A 19,342-nucleotide genomic window follows, 5' to 3' on the forward strand; every position below is an offset into this window, starting at 1 on the left:
CCGCGGGCACCGCAACCCAGTACTCCCCCCATCCCCCCTATAAGTCCCAACAATAACACACCGCCCCCTAACAGGCGCGGGGGCGGCGGCCCCCCCCCCCCCCCCGGCCCCGGCACAGGCACTCCCCTACGCGGGGGCGCCCGAGGTGTAGCGCCGCAGCAGCGGCGACAGCACCAGCACCGACTTGGTGCGCTCCACGAACGGCTCGCCCGCGATCCGCTCCAGCACCCGCTCGAAGTGGCGCATATCGGCGGCGAACACCTGGACGACGGCGTCCGCGTCGCCGGTCACGGTCGACGCCGACGCCACCTCCGGGTAGCGCGACAGGCCTCGGCGGATGTCGTCGGGCGCGGTGTTGTGGCGGCAGTACAGCTCGACGAACCCCTCGGTCTCCCAGCCCAGCGCCGCCGGGTCCACCCGTACGGTGAAGCCGGTGATGGCGCCGTCGGCCCGCAGCCGGTCCACCCGCCGTTTGACGGCGGGGGCGGACAGGCCGACCTGTTCGCCGATATCGGCGTAGGAGCGGCGGGCGTCTTCGGCGAGGGCGTGGACGATGCGTTCGTCGAGATCGTTCAGTCGCACTGAGGGGGTGTCACTTCTCTGCTGTGGCCAGTCGGGATCGGCGGAAGCCGTATCCGAAGTACAGCACAAGGCCGACGGCCATCCAGACACCGAAGACCACCCAGGTCACCATCTCCAGACTGTTCATCATCCACAGGCACAGCCCGAAGCCGATGAGCGGGAAGAGCGGCGACAGCGGCACCCGGAAGGTCCGCGGCATATCGGGACGGCGCCGCCGCAGCACGATCACGGCGATGTTGACCAGCGCGAACGCGAAGAGCGTGCCGATGCTGGTGGCGTCGGCGAGCTGGCCGAGCGGGATCGCGGCGGCCAGGACGCCGCAGAAGAGCGAGACGATGACAGTGTTGGCGCGCGGCACCTGGGTCCCCGGGTGGATCTTGGAGAAGACCGGCGGCACCAGCCCGTCGCGGGACATCGCGAAGAGGATGCGGGTCTGGCCGTAGAGCACGGTCAGCACCACGGAGGCGATCGCGATGACCGCACCGGCCGCGAGCACCACGGCCCAGAAGCTCTGACCGGTGACGTCCTCCATGATCCCGGCGAGCGCGGCCTCGGTGCCCTCGAACTTCTTCCACGGCAGGGCACCCACCGCGACCGCCGCGACCAGGCAGTACAGCGCGGTGACGATGACGAGCGAGAGCATGATCGCGCGCGGCAGGTCGCGCTGCGGGTTCTTGGCCTCCTCGCCCGCCGTGGAGGCGGCGTCGAAGCCGATGTACGAGAAGAAGAGGGTGGCCCCGGCGGCGCTGACACCCGCCATGCCCAGCGGCATGAACGGCGTGTAGTTCCCGGCCCGGATGCCGGTGAAGGCGACGGCGCAGAACAGGATCAGCGCGGCGATCTTCACCCCGACCATGATCGCGTTGGCCCGGGCGCTCTCCTTGGCGCCGCCCAGCAGGAACGCCATGGACAGCAACACCACCAGCAGCGCGGGCAGGTTGAAGATGCCGCCGTCGCCGGGCGGGGCGGCCAGCGCGTCGGGGATGGTGATGCCGAGCGTGCCGTCCAGCAGTTCGTTGAGGTACTGCCCCCAGCCGACGGCGACGGCCGCGACCGAGACGCCGTACTCCAGGATCAGACACCAGCCGCACACCCAGGCGACCAGCTCGCCCATGGTCGCGTAGGCGTACGAGTACGAGGACCCGGAGACCGGGATCGTGCCCGCCAGTTCCGCGTACGAGAGTGCGGAGAACAGCGCGGTGAGCCCGGCTATGACGAACGACACGATGACCGCGGGGCCCGCGTCCGGCACCGCCTCGCCGAGGACGACGAAGATGCCGGTGCCCAGCGTCGCGCCGATGCTGATCATCGTCAGCTGCCAGACGCCCATGGAGCGCCGCAGGCTCCCGCCCTCACCCTGGCCACCCTCGGCGACCAGCCGCTCCACCGGTTTGCGCCGCATCAGGCGGGCGCCTAGCCCACCGGCCGGAGGACCTGACTCCGGTCGCTGGGGGGTGGGAGGGGCTGTGCCGTGCTCCAACACGTGGGGGGCTCCTTAATCGCTGCCATCGGCGTAGGTATCTGGTGGCGTACGACCGAACGCGGGCATAGGAATGCCCGGGTGACAAATCCGCAGATGGGAATCGCCGAGCAGTCGGTCCCCGCCACTCAGCGTTAGCGCAAGACCCTATGAGTCGTCCGGCCGCGGCCGTAATGCACCATCCTTGCGCATACGTGTCCGATCATTGCGCGCGGGGGCGCTCGCCAGGGAATCATTGCGACACCCGTGCGCGGGTCACCCCCCGGTTCACCCGAATGCCGCGATACGGCACCAATTTGGCGGTCGTTGGTGGGGACGTGACGACTGACAGGCTGCAGCCCCCTGACCACGCTCCGCTTACGGCCGAACCCGTGTTCCGGGCCCGGGACCACGGGGCGGAGGACGAGCGGTTCCCGCACGACTACCCCCTCGAATACTGTTCGAGGGTCTGGGAGGACTTCCTCAAGACGCTGGGCAGGATCGAGGACGACTTCCTCCAACGCTCCGGCCCGGCGGAGCCGGGCGTCGAGGCGGGCGTCCAGGCATGACGTACACCGAGCCGAGGCCGGGCGGCTACGGGCCCCACCCCACCGGCCACCGCCCGCCCCCCGACCCCGCGGAGCGGTTCGACACGGGCGTCGCGTACCAGATGAATCCTTTCCCCCTGCCGGACCCGGATTCCCTGGAGGGCCGCTGGGACCTGGAGGGAGACCTGGCGCGGCTGCTCCAGAGCACCGGGGCCATCCCCACCGTCCCCCCGGCCCCGGCGCCCGGTCCCGTCCCAGGCACTGTTCCCGGCCCTGTTCCAGGGCCTCTCCCCGGTGCCGTCCCCTTCGAGGATCCGGTGCACTCCACCGGCCCGGTCCCCCTCACACCCCCCTCGCACACCCATGTGCGCGGGCGCGGCAAGCGCCGCCGGGTCCGTTTCCGGCTGCCGACCATGCCGTGGCTCCAGATGATCAGCCTGATCTTCGCGGCGATGACCACCGTGATCGTCGCCATGCTGAGCGTGCTGGGCGGAATGATCTCGTACCGCCCACTGCGCTATCTGGCCTCCCCCAGCACCTCGGAGTCCATGGCGGCGTGGTGGCCCCTGCTGGTCTACGGGCCGTGGCTGGTCGCCTCGCTGTCCGTCCTGCGGGCCGCGCTGCACCGCCGTGGGGCGGCGCACTCCTGGGTGGTGGTCGTGCTCTTCTCGACGATCGCGGTGTTCCTGTGCGTCGCGCACGCCCCCAGGAACGCGCCCAGCATGGCCGTCGCCGGTCTCCCCCCGGTCGCCGCGCTGGTCTCGTTCCACCAGCTGGTACGTCAGATCACCCTCACCAGCCCGCCCCGGCACGCCCTGCCCCGCCGGGGCGGTGACCCGCGAGGCGTCATCCGGTGATGCGGTGAAGCGATATGACGGTGGCCCCACTCACCCGAGCCGAGTGGGGCCACTGTCATGTGCTCATGTGCTCACTCCCAGCTGGCGTGCAGCGGCTTGCCCTCGGCGTAGCCCGCCGCGCTCTGTACGCCGATCACGGCGTGCTCGTGGAACTCCTCCAGCGAGCCCGCGCCCGCGTAGGTGCAGGAGCTGCGCACGCCCGCGATGATCGAGTCGATCAGGTCCTCGACGCCTGGCCGGGTCGGGTCCAGGAACATCCGCGAGGTCGAGATGCCCTCCTCGAACAGCGCCTTGCGGGCGCGCTCGTAGGGCGACTCCTCGCTGGTGCGGCTGCGCACGGCGCGCGCGGACGCCATGCCGAAGCTCTCCTTGTACGGCCGCCCGTCGGCGGCGTGCTGGAGGTCGCCAGGGGACTCGTACGTCCCCGCGAACCACGAGCCGACCATCACGTTGGACGCCCCGGCCGCCAGCGCCATCGCCACGTCGCGCGGGTGCCGGATCCCGCCGTCCGCCCAGACGTGCTTGCCCAGCTTCCGCGCCTCGGCGGCGCATTCCAGCACCGCCGAGAACTGCGGGCGGCCCACGCCGGTCATCATGCGGGTGGTACACATGGCGCCCGGTCCGACGCCGACCTTGACGATGTCGGCGCCCGCCTCGATCAGATCGCGCACCCCCTGCGCGGCGACCACGTTGCCCGCGACGACGGGGACCCGCGGGTCCAGCGCGCGGACCGCCCTGAGCGCGGTGATCATCGACTCCTGGTGGCCGTGCGCGGTGTCCACGACCAGGGTGTCCACCCCGGCGTCGAGCAGCGCCTTGGCGTGGCCCTCCACATCGCCGTTGACGCCCACGGCGGCGGCGATCCGCAGCTGTCCGCGCCCGTCCACGGCGGGCTCGTACAGCGTGGCGCGCAGCGCGCCCTTACGGGTCAGGATTCCGGCCAGCTTCCCGTCCGCGTCGACGGCCGGGGCGAACTTGCGGTGCGCCGCGTCGAGGCGGCCGAAGGCCTCCTGCGGGTCGATGTCGGCGTCGAGCAGCAGCAGTTCCCGGGACATCACCTCGGACAGCTGCGTGAACCGGTCCACTCCGGTCAGGTCGGACTCGGTCACCACGCCCACCGGACGGCCGTCCTGCACGACGACGCCCGCGCCGTGCGCCCGCTTGGGCAGCAGCGACAGCGCGTCGGCGACGGTGCCGGAGGGAGCGAGCACGATCGGGGTGTCCAGGACCAAGTGGCGGCCCTTGACCCAGCGGACGACATCGGCGACGACGTCGATCGGGATGTCCTGCGGAATGACGACGAGGCCACCGCGCCGGGCGACCGTCTCGGCCATCCGGCGCCCCGCGATCGCGGTCATGTTCGCGACCACGAGCGGGATGGTGGTGCCGGTGCCGTCGGGTGAGGCCAGGTCGACGCCCTGGCGGGAGCCGACCGCGGAGCGGTTCGGCACCATGAACACATCGTCGTATGTGAGGTCGTACTGCGGCTTCTGATCATTGAGGAAACGCACGTACTTCAGTGTCCCATGCGGACCTTAATACAAACCGTAATACGAACCGTCATTCCACGGGCCCGGCGCCAGGGGCGCCGGGGCACAGGCCTACACCCCGTCGGGGTCGGCCCGGTCGAGGGCGGGGCGGGGGCCGGGGTCCGCTTCCAGGAGCAGGTGGTCGGCCGCCGCCGTGTCCGTCACCAGGCTGGTGACCAGACCCGACCGCAGCACCGCGCCGATCGCCTCCGCCTTGCGGCGGCCGCCCGCGATCGCCACCACCTCGGGGATCCGGCGCAGCCGGTCGGCCTCCACCGTGATGCAGCGCTCGCCCAGGTCGCGGCCGATGCGGCGGCCCTCGGCGTCGAAGAGGTGGGCCGACATCTCGGCGGCGGCGCCGAGGCTCTCGTAGTGGGCCCGCTCCTTCTCGCTGATCATGTCGTAGACCGTGGAGATCCCGGCCTCCCACGAGCCGATGGAGACGCAGGCCACGGTGACCTTGTCGAAGTACTCGAAGGCGCGGGCGATCCCGGTCTGCCCGCGCAGCGCGTCGGCGGTCGCGGTGTCCGGCAGCAGCATCGGCGCGTAGATCGGGTGGGCCTCGCCGCCGGAGACGGCGGCGGCGCGCCGGACCGCCTCGACGGAGCCGCGCTCGGCCGTGCCCGCGTCGTACACGCCGGTCAGCTGGACGACGGTGCACGGGGGCAGCCGGTGCAGCGCCGCGGCCATGTGGATGGTGGAACGGCCCCAGGCCAGCCCGAGCACATCGCCCTCGTTCACCAGCTCGCCGAGCAGGTCCGCGGCGACCTCGCCCAGGTTCTCCGGGTCCGGGGAGTCGGCCTCGGCGTCGGCCGGGGACTCGACGACGACCGCGTGGCGCAGCCCGTAGCGGGCGCGCAGCGCGTCGGAGCGCTCCGCGTCGAGTTCGGCGGGAACCCGGATCTCGATCCGCACCAGGTCGCGTTCGAGCGCGGTCTCCAGCACGCGCGCGACCTTGAAGCGGCTGACCCCGAACTCCTCGGCAATCTGGATCTTGGACTTGCCCTCGAGGTAGAAGCGGCGCGCCATGGCCGCCGCCTGCACCAGTTCGGCGGGTCCCATCCGCGTGGCTGAACGGCCCGTCGACACCGCGGTCTCCTCACTTGTCAATGTTCCGGCCTCACCGTTCATCCTGTCAGAAACGGTGGAGTTGGTTCGTGCTTTACCGTGACGTTCACCGAGCGGTGGCTCAGTGGCCGCACAGTCCGCCTGTGCCCGCCGCCTTCTCGGCCAGGGCGCGGAGGTCGCGTACGGCCTGGTCCGGGTCCTGCGCCCCGTAGACCGCGGAACCCGCCACGAACACGTCGGCGCCCGCCTCCGCGCACCGCTCGATGGTCGAGGCGGAGACCCCGCCGTCCACCTGGAGCCACATCTCCAGGCCGTGCCGGGAGATCAGCTCACGGGTGCGGCGGATCTTGGGCAGCATGATGTCGAGGAACGCCTGCCCGCCGAAGCCGGGCTCCACGGTCATCACCAGCAGCATGTCCAGCTCGGGCAGCAGGTCCTCGTACGGCTCGATGGGGGTCGCGGGCTTGAGCGCCATCGCCGCCCGCGCGCCCTTGGCCCGGATCTCGCGCGCCAGCCGTACGGGCGCGGCCGCGGCCTCCACGTGGAAGGTGACCGAACCGGCGCCCGCCTCCACGTAACTCGGGGCCCAGCGGTCCGGGTCCTCGATCATGAGGTGGCAGTCCATGGGCGTGTCCGTCGCCTTGCCCAGCGCCTCCACCACCGGCACTCCGAGGGTCAGATTGGGCACGAAGTGGTTGTCCATCACGTCGACATGGAGCCAGTCGGCGCCCTCGACGGCCTTGGCTTCGTCAGCCAGGCGGGAGAAGTCCGCGGACAGGATGCTGGGGTTGATCTGCACGGCCATGGGACCAGCCTGCCACGCCCGCGGCCGGGCCATGGACGCGGGATGATCACGATCCGGCCGCCGCCCGCTGTCCGCCCGCTGTCCGCCTCGGTTGCCCCGCTCCGGTTGCCGCCGCGCGGAAGCCGCGATGGGCTGACGAACGGGGACAGGTACGACAGAGGCAACCGACCATGACGGAGAAGCGAATAGGCCCACGGCGAACCCGCGCCGCACTCTCCATGGCGCTGGCCGCGGGGCTGCTGGCCCCGGCGCTCGCCGGGGCGGGGACCGCCACGGCCGCGACGCCCCGGCCCTCGCGGACGGTCTGCGTCTCCGACCGGGCCGGTCAGGCCGCCAGGCTCGCCCGGGACATCACCGCGGCGCTGCACGGCCGGTCCGCCACCACGGCGGTCAGCCTCCGGGTCCCGGCCACGCACACCCGCTGCACGCTGCGCGCGGACCGGCCGTTCGACTCCGCGAGCGTGGTGAAAGTGACGGTGCTGGCCACGCTGCTGTGGGACGCCGAGAAGCACGGCCGGACGCTGACCCGGCGCGAGTCCCGGCTCGCCACCGCCATGATCACGAAGTCGGACAACAACGCCACCAGCGCGCTGTGGCGGCAGCTCAAGGTGGTCAGGGTGAAGGCGTTCCTGCGGGCCGCCGGGATGACCAGGACCGTGCCCGGCGGCGGTGGCTACTGGGGGCTCACCCAGATCACCGCGAACGACGAGGAGAAGCTGCTGGAGCGGGTGACGCGGCGCAACACGGTGCTGGGCGACCGCTCCCGTACGTACATCCTGCGGCTGATGCGTGGCGTCGTGCCGTCCCAGCGCTGGGGCACCCCGGCGGGCGCGCCGCGCGGCACCACGATCCAGGTGAAGAACGGCTGGCTGCCCCGGGCGGCGCACGGCTGGCGGGTGCACAGCATCGGCGCGTTCACCGGGCGCGGCCATGACTACACGCTCACGGTGCTCACCCAGGACAACGCGAAGATGCACGACGGGGTCGCCGCCATCCAGGCCGTGGCCCGCGCGGTCCACAAGGACCTCGGCCCGAGGTCGGATACGGCGCGGCCGTACGCCCCGACCCGCGCCCCGCAGGAAGCGATGCCCGCTGTCCCGTAGCGGGGGATACGGAACCGGGGGATACGGAACCGCCCCGGCCGGGCGCGAGGCCGAGCCGGGGCGGAACGCGGGCGTTACGGAGACGACCGTCAGCGCAGGGCGGCCAGCGCCTGGTTGAGGGTCTGCGACGGACGCATCACGGCCGACGCCTTGGCACCGTCGGGCTGGTAGTAGCCGCCGATGTCGGACGGCGAGCCCTGGACGGCCAGCAGCTCGTCCACGATGGTCTGCTCCTGCTCCGTCAGGGTCGCGGCCAGCGCCTTGAACGACTCCGCGAGCTGGGTGTCCTCGGTCTGCTTGGCCAGCTCCTGGGCCCAGTAGAGCGCCAGGTAGAAGTGGCTGCCACGGTTGTCGATGCCACCGACCCGGCGGCTGGGCGACTTGTTCTCGTGGAGGAACGTGGCGGTCGCCCGGTCGAGGGTGTCGGCGAGCACCTGGGCCCGCGCGTTGTTCGTGGTCTGCGCCAGGTGCTCGAAGCTGACCGCGAGCGCCAGGAACTCGCCCAGGCTGTCCCAGCGCAGGTAGTTCTCCTTGACCAGCTGCTGCACGTGCTTGGGCGCGGAGCCGCCCGCGCCGGTCTCGAACAGCCCGCCGCCGTTCATGAGCGGCACGACCGACAGCATCTTGGCGCTGGTGCCCAGCTCCAGGATCGGGAACAGGTCGGTCAGGTAGTCACGCAGCACATTGCCGGTCACCGAGATCGTGTTCTCGCCACGGCGGATGCGCTCCAGGGAGAAGGCGATCGCGTCGACGGGCGACATGATCTCGATCCGCAGCCCCTCGGTGTCGTGCTCCGGGAGGTACTGCTTGACCTTGGCGATCAGGTTGGCGTCGTGGGCGCGGCCCTCGTCCAGCCAGAACACCGCCGGGTCGCCGGTCGCGCGGGCGCGGGTGACCGCCAGCTTGACCCAGTCCTTGATCGGCGCGTCCTTGGTCTGGCACATCCGGAAGATGTCGCCCTCGCTGACCGTCTGCTCCAGGACCAGGTTGCCCTGGCCGTCGGTCACCCGCACGGTGCCGGTGGACGGGATCTCGAAGGTCTTGTCGTGGCTGCCGTACTCCTCGGCCTTCTGCGCCATCAGACCGACGTTGGGCACCGAGCCCATGGTCGACGGGTCGAAGGCGCCGTTGGCGCGGCAGTCGTCGATGACGACCTGGTAGATGCCCGCGTAGCTGCTGTCCGGGATGACCGCGAGGGTGTCGGCCTCCTCGCCCTTGGTGTCCCACATGTGACCCGAGGTGCGGATCATGGCGGGCATGGAGGCGTCGACGATGACGTCGCTCGGGACGTGCAGGTTGGTGATGCCCCGGTCGGAGTCGACCATGGCCAGCTCCGGGCCCTCGGCCAGCTCCGCCTCGAAGGACTCCTTGATCTTCGCGCCCTCGGGCAGCGACTCCAGGCCCTTGAGGATGCCGCCGAGCCCGTCGTTCGGGGTGAGCCCGGCCGTGGCCAGCACCTGGCCGTACTCGGCGAAGGTCTTCGGGAAGAAGGCCCGTACGACATGGCCGAAGATGATCGGGTCGGAGACCTTCATCATCGTGGCCTTCAGGTGCACCGAGAACAGCACGCCCTCGGCCTTGGCCCGCGCGACCTGCTCCTTCAGGAACTCGCGCAGCACGGCGACGCGCAGCACGGACGCGTCCACGACCTCGCCCGCGAGCACCGGCACCGACTCGCGCAGCACGGTGGTGGAGCCGTCGTCACCGGTCAGCTCGATGCGCAGCGAACCGCCCTCGGCGATCACGGCGGACTTCTCGGTGGAGCGGAAGTCGTCGCCAGTCATGTGGACGACGTTGGTCTTCGAATCGGCCGACCAGGCGCCCATGCGGTGCGGGTTGGCCTTGGCGTAGTTCTTGACCGAGGCCGGGGCGCGGCGGTCGGAGTTGCCCTCGCGCAGAACCGGGTTCACGGCGCTGCCCTTGACCTTGTCGTACCGGGCGCCGATGTCCCGCTCCTCGTCGGTCTTCGGGTCGTCCGGGTAGTCCGGCAGCGCGTAGCCCTGCTCCTGCAGCTCGGCGATGGCCGCCTTCAGCTGCGGAATGGACGCCGAGATGTTCGGCAGCTTGATGATGTTGGCCCCGGGCGTCTTGGCCAGGTCGCCCAGCTCGGCGAGGGCGTCCTCGATGCGCTGGCTCTCCTCGAGGCGCTCCGGGAACTGAGCGATGATGCGCCCGGCCAGGGAGATGTCCCGCCGCTCCACGGAGACCCCGGCCGTCGAGGCGTAGGCCTCGACCACAGGCAGGAACGAATACGTCGCCAAGGCCGGGGCCTCGTCGGTGTGCGTATAGATGATGGTCGAGTCAGTCACCGGGTGCTCCGCTCCACGTCTGTAACATTGCTCGACATCAAGATATCCCGTGACCGCCTTCTGTTCGAACGCCCCCCGCCCCTTCAGCCCGTGCGGCGCAGCAGGGCCAGGTACATGGCGTCGGTGCCGTGGAGGTGGGGCCACAGCTGGACGTCGGGGCCCTCGCCGAGCGCGGGGACGCCGGGCATCAGGGGGCGGGCGTCGATCCACTCCGCCGTGGCGGCCTCGCCCTTGCGGGCCTCGCCCAGGACGTCCTCGACCACGGCGCGGGTCTCGGCCGGGTGCGGGGAGCAGGTCGCGTAGCCGACGACGCCGCCGATCCGTACGGCGGCCAGCGCCTCGCGCAGCAGGCCGCGCTGGAGCGGGGCGAATCCGGCCAGGTCCTCGGGGCGGCGGCGCCAGCGGGCCTCGGGGCGGCGGCGCAGGGCGCCGAGGCCGGTGCACGGGACGTCCACCAGCACCCGGTCGAAGCTCTCGGGGCGCCAGGGCGGGCGGGTCCCGTCGGTGGTGATCACCTGGTACGGGCCGGGGTTGCCGGTGAGGGCCCGCTCCACCAGCCGGGCCCGGTGCGGCTGCTTCTCGGCGGCCACCAGGGCCGCGCCGCGCCCGGCGGCGACCGCGCCGAGCAGGGCGGCCTTGCCGCCGGGGCCCGCGCAACCGTCCAGCCAGCGCCGGTCGGGGCCGTCCAGCGGGGCGTTCGCGAGGGCGAGGGCGACGAGCTGGCTGCCCTCGTCCTGCACCCCGGCGCGCCCCTCCCGGACCGCGTCCAGCGCGCCGGGCTCGCCGCCCTCGGTGAGCCGCACGGCGTACGGGGACCAGCGGCCCGGCAGCGCGGACTCCTCGCCGACGGCGGCGACCAGTTCGTCGGTGCCGGACCGGCCGGGGCGGGCGACGAGGGTGACCTCGGGCCGTTCGTTGTCGGCCTCCAACAGGTCCTCGATCCCGGCGCGGCCGCCGCCGAGCGCGTCCCACAGCGCCGAGACGATCCAGCGCGGGTGGGCGTGCACGACGCCGAGGTGGTCCTCGGGGTCCTCGTCGTACGGCGGGGCGACCCGTTCCAGCCAGGTGTCGAGGTCCGCGGCGGCGATCTTGCGCAGGACCGCGTTGACGAACTTGGCGCGGCCGTCGCCGAGCACCACCCGGGCCAGTTCGACGGTCGCGGAGACGGCGGCGTGGGTGGGGATGCGGGTGCCCAGCAGCTGGTGGGCGCCCAGGCTCAGCACGTCGAGGACGGGCGGGTCCACCTCGCGCAGCGGGCGGTCCACGCATTCGGCGATGATCGCGTCGTAGGTGCCCTGGTGGCGCAGGGTGCCGTAGACCAGCTCGGTGGTGAGCGCCGCGTCCCGGGCGTCGAAGCCGTCGTCCTCCCGCGCCTTGCGGAGCAGGGGCGGGAGGACGAGGTTGGCGTACGCGTCCCGTTCGTCGACCGCCCGCAGCGCCTCGAAGGCGAGGATCCGTACCGGGTCCTTCTTCGGTCGGCGGTAGGGCTTGCCGGGGCGGCTGCGACGGGGAGGGCCGGGCTGGTGGCTCACGGGAAATGTGCTCCGGAAGGTATGGGGTGATCAGCACACCAGCCTACGCGGGTCAGCTGAGCGCGTTCGCCGTCTCCCCGGGGATCCCCCCGTTCGCGGGGCGCTGTGCGAACTGGGTGCGGTACAGCTCCGCGTAGCGCCCCTCGGCGGCCAGCAGCGCGTCATGGGTGCCGCGTTCCGCGATCCGGCCTTCCTCCACGACGAGGATGAGGTCCGCCGCCCGCACCGTGGACAGCCGGTGGGCGATCACCACGGCGGTCCGCCCCTCCAGCGCCTCGGCCAGCGCCTCCTGCACGGCCGCCTCGGAGGTGGAGTCCAGATGGGCGGTGGCCTCGTCGAGGATCACCACCCGGGGGCGGGCCAGCAGCAGCCGGGCGATGGTCAGCCGCTGGCGCTCACCGCCGGAGAGCCGGTAGCCGCGTTCGCCGACGACCGTGTCGAGACCGTCCGCGAGCGACGCGATCAGCCCGTCGAGACGGGACCGGCGCAGCACCTCCCACAGCTCCTCCTCGGCCGCCTCGGGGCGGGCCAACAGCAGGTTGGCGCGGATCGTGTCGTGGAAGAGGTGGCCGTCCTGGGTGACCATGCCGAGGGCTCCGCGCAGCGAGGCGGCGGTCAGGTCGCGGACGTCCACGCCGGACAGCCGGACGGCGCCCTCGTCGGTGTCGTACAGGCGCGGCAGCAGCTGCGCGATGGTCGACTTGCCCGCGCCGGACGATCCCACCAGCGCGACCATCTGGCCGGGTTCGGCGCGGAAGGACACGTCGTGCAGCACCTGGACGCCGCCACGGGTGTCCAGCTGGGCGACCTCCTCCAGGGAGGCCAGCGACACCTTGTCGGCGGACGGATAGCCGAAGTCGACGTGGTCGAACTCCACCGCCACCGGCCCCTCCGGCACCTGGCGGGCGTCCGGCTTCTCGGTGATCAGCGGCTTCAGGTCCAGCACCTCGAAGACCCGCTCGAAGCTGACGAGGGCGCTCATCACCTCCACCCGCGCCCCGGCCAGCGCGGTCAGCGGCGCGTACAGCCGGGTGAGCAGCAGCGCGAGGGAGACGACGGCGCCGGGGTCGAGGCTGCCGCGCAGCGCGTAGTAGCCGCCGAGGCCGTAGACGAGGGCGAGGGCCAGGGCGGAGACGAGGGTCAGCGCGGTGACGAACGAGACCTGGACCATCGCGGTGCGGACGCCGATGTCCCGCACCCGGCGGGCCCGCGCGGCGAATTCGGCGGACTCGTCGGCCGGGCGGCCGAAGAGCTTCACCAGCGTCGCGCCGGGCGCGGAGAACCGCTCCGTCATCTGGGTGCCCATCGCGGAGTTGTGGGCCGCCGCCTCGCGCCGCAGCGTGGCGAGCCGTCGGCCGACCCGGCGGGCGGGCAGCAGGAACACCGGCAGGATCACCAGCGCGAGCAGGGTGATCTGCCATGAGATGCCGACCATCACGACGAAGGTGAGCAGCAGCGTCACCGCGTTGCTCACCACTCCGGAGAGGGTGTCGCTGAACGCCCGCTGCGCGCCGATCACATCATTGTTGAGGCGGCTGACCAGCGCACCGGTGCGGGTGCGGGTGAAGAAGGCGACCGGCATCCGCTGCACATGGTCGAAGACGGCGGTGCGCAGATCGAGGATCAGCCCCTCGCCGATGTTCGCGGACAGCCGCCGGGTCAGCAGCCCGACGCCCGCCTCGGCCACCGCGATGGCGGCGATCAGCCCGGCCAGGCCCAGGACCGTGGACTGGTGGGCGTGGCGGTCGATCGCGTTCACCACCCGGCCCGCGAGCAGCGGGGTGGCGACCGCGGTCACCGCCACCACCGTGCTGAGCAGGACGAACAGCAGCAGCGGGCGGCGGTGCGGGCGGGCGAAGGTCCCGATGCGGCGCAGGGTCGCCCGGGAGAAGGGCCGCCGGTCGTCGTTGGCGTGGGTGGCCTGGTACAGGGAATGCCACGCGGTGACTTCCATGCTCATCGCGCACCTCCGAAGGGTTCCGGGGTGCCGCCACGGAGTTACGCCGGTGGGTCCGGACCGGCGGCACGATCAGGACGGTAGGACTTCAACCAAGGTTGAAGTCAACGACCGGCCTCCCCCGGCGCGCCCCAGCGCCCTCCATGCCGCGCATGCGGGGGTGCGTGTCAGCCGCCCAGCCGCTCGCCCTCGGCGATCCGTACGCCACGGGCCCAGTCCGCCGCCCGCATCGGCTTCTTGCCCTGCGGCCGGACCCAGGTCAGCTCCACGGCGTGGCTGGCCGTGCCCGCGTACACCGCCTTCTTGGTCGCGGCGAGCGCGCCGGGCGCCAGCTCCGTACGGTCCGCCGCCGGGGCCGCCGAGACCACCTTCAGCCGCTCCCCGCGGAACGTGGTCCACGCGCCCGGCGCCGGGGCGCACGCCCGCACCAGCCGGTCGACCCGCAGCGCGGGCGCCGACCAGTCGATCTCCGCGTCCTCGACGTTGATCTTCGGGGCGAGCGATACGCCCTCGGCGGACTGCGGCACCGCGCGCAGCGAACCGTCCTCGATGCCGTCCATCGTCGCCGCGAGCAGCCCGGATCCGGCCATGGCCAGCCGGGCCAGCAGATCGCCGCTGGTGTCGGTGGGCCGTACGTCCTCGGTGACCACCCCGTACACCGGCCCGGAGTCCAGTCCCTCCTCGATCTGGAACGTCGACGCGCCGGTCACCTCGTCGCCCGCGAGCACCGCGTGCTGCACGGGCGCCGCGCCGCGCCACGCGGGCAGCAGCGAGAAGTGCAGATTGACCCAGCCGTGTGCCGGGATCTCCAGCGCCGCCTTGGGCAGCAGCGCGCCGTACGCCACCACCGGGCAGCAGTCCGGGGCGATCTCGGTGAGCCGGGCGAGGAAGTCCGCGTCCCTCGGCTTGGCCGGTTTCAGCACCTCGATACCCGCCTCCTCGGCCCGCTCCGCGACCGGGCTGGCCACCAGCCGACGGCCGCGCCCGGCGGGCGCGTCGGGACGGGTCACGACCGCCACCACCTCATGCCGGTCGGACGCGATCAGTGCGTCCAGCGCGGGCAGAGCGACCTCGGGGGTACCGGCGAAGACGAGCCTCATGGGTGACGGACTACCTCTCGTTGCGGGGCGTGACGCGGGGCCGTGATGCGGGGCGTGACACGGAGCGTGAAACGGCGGAAACGGCGTCTCAGTCTATGGTCCGGCACCCCAGGGGGCGTACGGGCCAACTCCCGCACGCCCCGGACCGTGACCGACGGGCGGGTGCCGCGTTGGTCAAGAGAGATTGACCGCGCCGGGCCGCGACCCGCGGCCCGGCACCCTTCCCGCCCGCCCCCTTCACCGCCGGTTCGAGAGGCTTGTTCATGGCCGACCACGCAACTCACGACGCCCAGGCACGGGCCAGCCTGCACCTCCTGGTCCGGGACATCGAGCGGGTCCGCCGACAGGTGGACGCGCTGCGCACCCTCACCGCCCAACTGGGCAACGTCTACCGGCCGCGGCGCACCGGACCGTCCGCGGGCTTCGTCGTCTACGGCCGCGCCCCGGCGCCCACCGTACGGCTCGCCCAGGAGCTGCGGGACAGCGTCGAAACCCTGGTCACCGCCGCGGTGGACTTCGACCGCTCGCTCGGCTTCTCCTGGGACGCGGTGGGCTCGGCGCTCGGCGTCACCAAGCAGGCGGTGCACCGCCGTTACGGCTCGCGCCGCACCTCGGCGTCGGCCCCGGCGGAGGGCGGCGACCCCACGGCAGCCCACACCCCCGAGCCCGCCGCCGCACCCCCGCTCCCGTCCGTCCCGGCCGCCCGCTCCGTCCCGCACCCCGCCCCGGCCCTCCCCGAACCCCGCCCGGGCGTCTTCCCGAGCCCCCGCAACGGCTAAGAACGCCCCCCTTTTTTGAGGCTGGTTTTTGAAGCTGGCTTTTGAGGCTGGTCGCCCTCAGCCGATGTCCAGGGGGTCGACCCGGACCGTCGGGTCCTTGTCGCCACGGGCCAGCCGTAGCGCCTTGGCCTCCTTGACGGCGGCCGCCAGGGCGCGGCCCTGGCCCGGGGGCACCCGCAGCAGGGCGCGCTCCCACTGCGCGCCGGGCGGCGGATCGCCGGGGCGGCGCGGGCGGCCCTGCGGAGTGGGGGCCAGCGGGACCGGACCCAGGGTCTCCGTCCCCTCCGGCAGCGGCGCCGACGCGATCAGCTCGGCCACCGACTCGGCGGGCCCGGCCACCGCCGCCATCCGCGAGACCGGCGGGAAGCCCAGCTGCGACCGCTCGGCGAGTTCGCGCGCCGCGTAACCGGCGGGGTCCCAGCGGACCAGCGCCTGGACCGGCCGCTGCGTCGGTTCGGCGGTCACCACGACGAGCCCGCCGTCCTCTTGCCCCCGCACCAGCGCGGCCGCTTCCAGCCAGCGGCGCAGCGCGTCCTCGCCCGCGCGCAGGTCGGGGCGGCCCAGCAGGGCCCAGCCATCCAGCAGCAGGGCGGCCGCGTAACCGCCCTCGGCGACCGGTTCCGCGCCGGGGGTGCTGACGACGAGCGACGGACGGTCCGGCACGGTGTCCAGCACGTGGTCCCGGCCCGAGGTGCGGACCGGCACGGCGGGGAAGGCGCGGCCCAGCTCCTCGGCGGTGCGCCGGGCGCCGACGACGCTCGCCCGCAGCCGGAAGCCCCCGCACTCGGCGCAGTGCCAGGCGGTCTCGGCCCGCCCGCACCAGCCGCAGGCCAGCCGGTCCGCGTCCCGCGCCTCCAGCGGGCCCGAGCAGTGCCGACAGCGGGCGGGCTCGCGGCAGCGCTCGCAGGCCAGCCGGGGTACGTAGCCCCGGCGCGGCACCTGCACCAGCACCGGGCCCCGGGTCAGCGCCTCCCGTACGGTCTGCCAGGCGAGCGTGGGCAGCCGGGCCGCGCGGGCCTCGGCGTCCCGGGCCACCTCGCCCTCGTCGACGGTACGGATCAGCGGGGCCGCCGCGCGCACCTGCTCGCGGTCGGCCTCCAGGGGCCGGGCCCAGCCGTTCTCCACCAGCTGGGCGGCTTCCACGGTGCGGCCGAGGTCGCCCAGCAGGAAGCCCGTCTTCTCGTGGACGGCGCGCAGCAGCAGGACGTCGCGGGCGTGCGGCTGCGGGGCGTGGTCGTCGCTGTGGCTCTGGTCGCCGTCGTCCCAGATGCCCACCAGACCGAGGTCGCGGACCGGCGCGAACATGGCCGCCCGGGTGCCGACGACGGCCCGCACCGACCCCCGGCTGACCGCCAGCCACCGCCGGTAGCGCTCCTCGGGCCCGAGGTCCGCCGTCAGCAGCACATGCCGCCCCGCGCCGCCGAGCGCCCGGGTGAGCGCCGCGTCGACCCGGGCGGCGGTACGGCCGTCCGGCACGACGACGAGCGCGCCGCGCCCCGACGCGAGCGTGGCGGCGACGGCGGCGGCCCACTCGTCCGGCCAGTGCGGCCCGGGCAGCGCGGTCCATACGGCCCGGGGCGTGCCGCCGCCCGCCAGCGCCTCCAGGAACCCGGGCCCGGCCGGATAGCGCTGCCAGCTGCCGGGCGCGGGCGCCCCGGGCGGGGGCAGCGGCGGCGGGGAGGTCTCGGACTCGGCGCGGACGTGGCGCTTGGGCATGGCCAGCTGCAGGACGTCGGCCAGCGATCCGGCGTACCGGTCGGCGACGGCCCGGCACAGCGCGAGCAGCCCCGGCCCGAGCACCGGCTCGGGCGAGACGACCTGGGCGATGGCGGCCAGCGGCCCCCGGTAGTCGGACTCGGCGACCCGCTCCACGATGTACCCGTCGAGCAGCCCGCCGCCCTCGCGCCGCCCCTCGCGCACCCGCCCCGTCCCGGCCCCGAACCGCACCCGCACCCGCACCCCGGGCCGCGCCTCGGCGTCCATCTCGGCCGGGACCGCGTAGTCCCACAGCTTGTCGAGGTGGACCGGCCCCTTGTCCACGAGCACCTTGGCCACCGGAAGCTCCTTGGCCAGCGCGGCTCCGCGCCAGGTCCGAGGCTTGGCCCGGGGCACCTTGGCCTTGCGCACACTGTCCCGGATGAGCGCGAGCTGCTCACCCCCCTGCGGCTCCTCCGCCGGAGTCTCACGCTGCTCGTCGTCCCTGCTCACAGCTTCAGTCCTACCAGAAGCCGCCGACACGGACGCGGCGGTCGGCCGACGCTCGGCCATCTCGACAGGCCGGGCCGTTTCCACTTGCCTGCCAAGTGGAAACGGGAAACCCCCCACTTCGCCTTGTTCCGCCGTGCTGCCCGGCCGCAATCTGACACGCGGCGGCCGCTGGCTGCTCCGGCGGACGGTCACGGAGGTCAAAGTGCTGGAGCAGTCGCACGAGTTCGGACGAGAACTACGCAGGCGACGTCTCGCGGCGAAGCTGTCGCTGGAACGCCTGAGCAAGTTGGTGCACTACAGCAAGGGGCAGCTGAGCAAGGTGGAGCGTGGGCTCAAGCGCCCCACGCCGGAGCTGGCCAGGCTCTGCGACACGCAGCTGAAGGCCGGAGGCACGCTGGCCGACCTGGCGCCCCACCCGGGCCCGGCCGCCCGCGACGTACCGGATCCCAGCCAGGACGATGAGGTGTGGTTGATGCGTTTAGGTAAGAACGGATCGAGTTCCTTTCAACGGGTGGACCGCCGTCAGGTCATCGCGGCGGGAGCGTCCTCCTTCCTCGCAATGGGAGTCGACGGCATTCACCTGTCGGCCGACGCCGGTGGCATGAGTCTGGTCGAGGCCTCCAGGGCGCTATTCGTCCAGTACCGGCAGCTTGGCCAGACCGCGGGGCCCGGAGCAGTGATGCCGCCGCTGATCGCACAGGCCCACTCGCTGGAGCAACTGGCCTCCCGTTCCGACCCCCGGGCTCGGCGTGAGCTGCTGGTGCTCGCGTCCCGGTATGCGGAGTACACGGGATGGATGGCGCAGGAATCCGGGAACGACGAAGCCGCGCTGTGGTGGACGGACCGGGCGGTGACACTGGCGACGGCATGTGAGGACCGAGGTCTCGCCACGTACGGTCTCGTCCGCCGCGCGCTGATCAGCCTGTTCGCCGGTGACGTGGCCAGCGCCCTCGCGCTGGCCGAGGCCGCGCGTGACAGCGACGCACCGCCCCGTATCCGAGGCCTGGCCGCGCAGAAGCTGGCTCAGAGCCATGCCGTAGCCGGGGACTACGTGGCCTGCATGCGCAGTCTTGACCTGGCCCGTGAGTTGCTGGCCCTCGAAGCCAGGGAAGAGGATGCCCCGGTCATCGGCACCTCACAGCTGGCCGACGTCGTGTCCATGTTCACCGGCTGGTGCCTGTACGAGCTGGGTCGGCCGCAACAGGCCGCCGAGGTCCTCGGCCAGGAGACGGCCAGGCTTCCGGAACACGCACTGCGCTCCCGTTCGCGGTATGGCATCCGGCTCGCTCTCGCGCATGCGACGGCAGGGGAAGTCGACCACGCCTGCGAGCTGGCACGCGGTCTTCTCGGTTCGGTCGGGCTCGTGCACTCCGTCACGATCGGAGCCGATCTGCGCCGCCTTGCCCGGGTGCTGGGGCGCCATCCCCGTAATGCCTCCGTGCGCTCCCTCAGTCCGGACCTGTCCGCTGTCCTGACCACCACAGTCGCCTAGAAGGGCCCAGCACC

At 72.8% G+C, this 19,342-nt stretch carries 15 protein-coding genes; 5 read left to right on the forward strand and 10 right to left on the reverse strand.

Annotated features, from left to right (window positions below; all coding sequences use genetic code 11):
- Positions 1-126 precede the first annotated feature (126 nt).
- Both ACWC5C_RS40935 and ACWC5C_RS40940 read right to left on the reverse strand, forming a co-directional pair.
- Complete coding sequence (locus ACWC5C_RS40935) at positions 127-582, reverse strand: Lrp/AsnC family transcriptional regulator (RefSeq protein WP_385444611.1); 456 nt, start codon at positions 580-582, stop codon at positions 127-129.
- A gap of 10 nt (positions 583-592) precedes the next feature.
- Positions 593-2,065 carry an amino acid permease gene (locus ACWC5C_RS40940; protein WP_450884249.1) on the reverse strand — a complete coding sequence of 491 codons (1,473 nt, stop codon included), beginning with the start codon at positions 2,063-2,065 and terminating at the stop codon, positions 593-595.
- A 314-nt stretch (positions 2,066-2,379) separates the two neighbouring features.
- Here ACWC5C_RS40940 and ACWC5C_RS40945 point away from each other — a divergent pair, with 314 nt between their 5' ends.
- Complete coding sequence (locus ACWC5C_RS40945; protein WP_450884251.1) at positions 2,380-2,610, forward strand: hypothetical protein; 231 nt, start codon at positions 2,380-2,382, stop codon at positions 2,608-2,610.
- A complete protein-coding gene (locus tag ACWC5C_RS40950) occupies positions 2,607-3,446 on the forward strand; it encodes a DUF2637 domain-containing protein (protein WP_450884253.1) in 840 nt (279 codons plus the stop codon). Before ACWC5C_RS40945 ends, ACWC5C_RS40950 begins: the two co-directional genes overlap by 4 nt.
- Before the next feature lie 71 nt (positions 3,447-3,517).
- Here ACWC5C_RS40950 and ACWC5C_RS40955 read toward each other — a convergent pair whose 3' ends face one another.
- The 3 genes from ACWC5C_RS40955 to rpe all read right to left on the reverse strand — a co-directional run bounded on the left by ACWC5C_RS40955 (position 3,518) and on the right by rpe (position 6,848).
- Entirely contained in the window at positions 3,518-4,957 is a 1,440-nt protein-coding gene (locus ACWC5C_RS40955; protein WP_450884255.1) for a GuaB1 family IMP dehydrogenase-related protein, read from the reverse strand.
- 90 nt (positions 4,958-5,047) lie between these two features.
- Positions 5,048-6,037: a sugar-binding transcriptional regulator gene (locus tag ACWC5C_RS40960; protein ID WP_385444616.1), complete on the reverse strand. Its 990-nt coding sequence runs from the start codon at positions 6,035-6,037 to the stop codon at positions 5,048-5,050.
- Between the two features lie 127 nt (positions 6,038-6,164).
- Positions 6,165-6,848 carry a ribulose-phosphate 3-epimerase gene (rpe, locus tag ACWC5C_RS40965; RefSeq protein WP_385444601.1) on the reverse strand — a complete coding sequence of 228 codons (684 nt, stop codon included), beginning with the start codon at positions 6,846-6,848 and terminating at the stop codon, positions 6,165-6,167.
- Positions 6,849-7,018: 170 nt separating this feature from the next.
- On the opposite strand from rpe, the gene ACWC5C_RS40970 reads away from it, so the two are divergent.
- Positions 7,019-7,951, forward strand: a complete 933-nt coding sequence (locus ACWC5C_RS40970; protein ID WP_450884257.1) for a serine hydrolase — start codon at positions 7,019-7,021, stop codon at positions 7,949-7,951.
- A gap of 89 nt (positions 7,952-8,040) precedes the next feature.
- Here ACWC5C_RS40970 and ACWC5C_RS40975 read toward each other — a convergent pair whose 3' ends face one another.
- The 4 genes from ACWC5C_RS40975 to fmt form a co-directional block, all read right to left on the reverse strand.
- Positions 8,041-10,260 carry an NADP-dependent isocitrate dehydrogenase gene (locus tag ACWC5C_RS40975; protein ID WP_450884259.1) on the reverse strand — a complete coding sequence of 740 codons (2,220 nt, stop codon included), beginning with the start codon at positions 10,258-10,260 and terminating at the stop codon, positions 8,041-8,043.
- A gap of 83 nt (positions 10,261-10,343) precedes the next feature.
- Complete coding sequence (locus tag ACWC5C_RS40980) at positions 10,344-11,792, reverse strand: RsmB/NOP family class I SAM-dependent RNA methyltransferase (RefSeq protein ID WP_450884261.1); 1,449 nt, start codon at positions 11,790-11,792, stop codon at positions 10,344-10,346.
- A gap of 52 nt (positions 11,793-11,844) precedes the next feature.
- Positions 11,845-13,752 carry an ABC transporter ATP-binding protein gene (locus ACWC5C_RS40985; RefSeq protein WP_450884263.1) on the reverse strand — a complete coding sequence of 636 codons (1,908 nt, stop codon included), beginning with the start codon at positions 13,750-13,752 and terminating at the stop codon, positions 11,845-11,847.
- Positions 13,753-13,916: 164 nt separating this feature from the next.
- The gene (gene fmt / locus ACWC5C_RS40990) at positions 13,917-14,849 is read right to left on the reverse strand and encodes a methionyl-tRNA formyltransferase (protein ID WP_385444592.1); all 933 of its coding nucleotides are present in this window, start codon (positions 14,847-14,849) and stop codon (positions 13,917-13,919) included.
- A gap of 263 nt (positions 14,850-15,112) precedes the next feature.
- Here fmt and ACWC5C_RS40995 point away from each other — a divergent pair, with 263 nt between their 5' ends.
- Positions 15,113-15,628, forward strand: coding sequence for a hypothetical protein (locus tag ACWC5C_RS40995; protein WP_450884266.1), 516 nt, complete (start codon positions 15,113-15,115; stop codon positions 15,626-15,628).
- Between the two features lie 57 nt (positions 15,629-15,685).
- Here the strand turns inward: ACWC5C_RS40995 and ACWC5C_RS41000 are convergent, their stop codons facing one another.
- Positions 15,686-17,836, reverse strand: a complete 2,151-nt coding sequence (locus ACWC5C_RS41000; protein ID WP_450884268.1) for a primosomal protein N' — start codon at positions 17,834-17,836, stop codon at positions 15,686-15,688.
- A gap of 202 nt (positions 17,837-18,038) precedes the next feature.
- On the opposite strand from ACWC5C_RS41000, the gene ACWC5C_RS41005 reads away from it, so the two are divergent.
- Complete coding sequence (locus ACWC5C_RS41005) at positions 18,039-19,328, forward strand: helix-turn-helix domain-containing protein (RefSeq protein WP_450884270.1); 1,290 nt, start codon at positions 18,039-18,041, stop codon at positions 19,326-19,328.
- Positions 19,329-19,342: the final 14 nt, after the last annotated feature.

This window comes from Streptomyces sp. NPDC001700 (assembly GCF_053596435.1).

Bases quoted from the DNA above. Each gene is read 5' to 3' on its own strand.
- ACWC5C_RS40985 (WP_450884263.1), bottom strand. From the start codon at position 13,752: ATGAGCATGGAAGTCACCGCGTGGCATTCCCTGTACCAGGCCACCCAC.
- ACWC5C_RS40960 (WP_385444616.1), bottom strand. From the start codon at position 6,037: ATGGGACCCGCCGAACTGGTGCAGGCGGCGGCCATGGCGCGCCGCTTC.
- ACWC5C_RS40950 (WP_450884253.1), top strand. From the start codon at position 2,607: ATGACGTACACCGAGCCGAGGCCGGGCGGCTACGGGCCCCACCCCACC.
- ACWC5C_RS40970 (WP_450884257.1), top strand. From the start codon at position 7,019: ATGACGGAGAAGCGAATAGGCCCACGGCGAACCCGCGCCGCACTCTCC.
- fmt (WP_385444592.1), bottom strand. From the start codon at position 14,849: ATGAGGCTCGTCTTCGCCGGTACCCCCGAGGTCGCTCTGCCCGCGCTG.
- rpe (WP_385444601.1), bottom strand. From the start codon at position 6,848: ATGGCCGTGCAGATCAACCCCAGCATCCTGTCCGCGGACTTCTCCCGC.
- ACWC5C_RS40995 (WP_450884266.1), top strand. From the start codon at position 15,113: ATGGCCGACCACGCAACTCACGACGCCCAGGCACGGGCCAGCCTGCAC.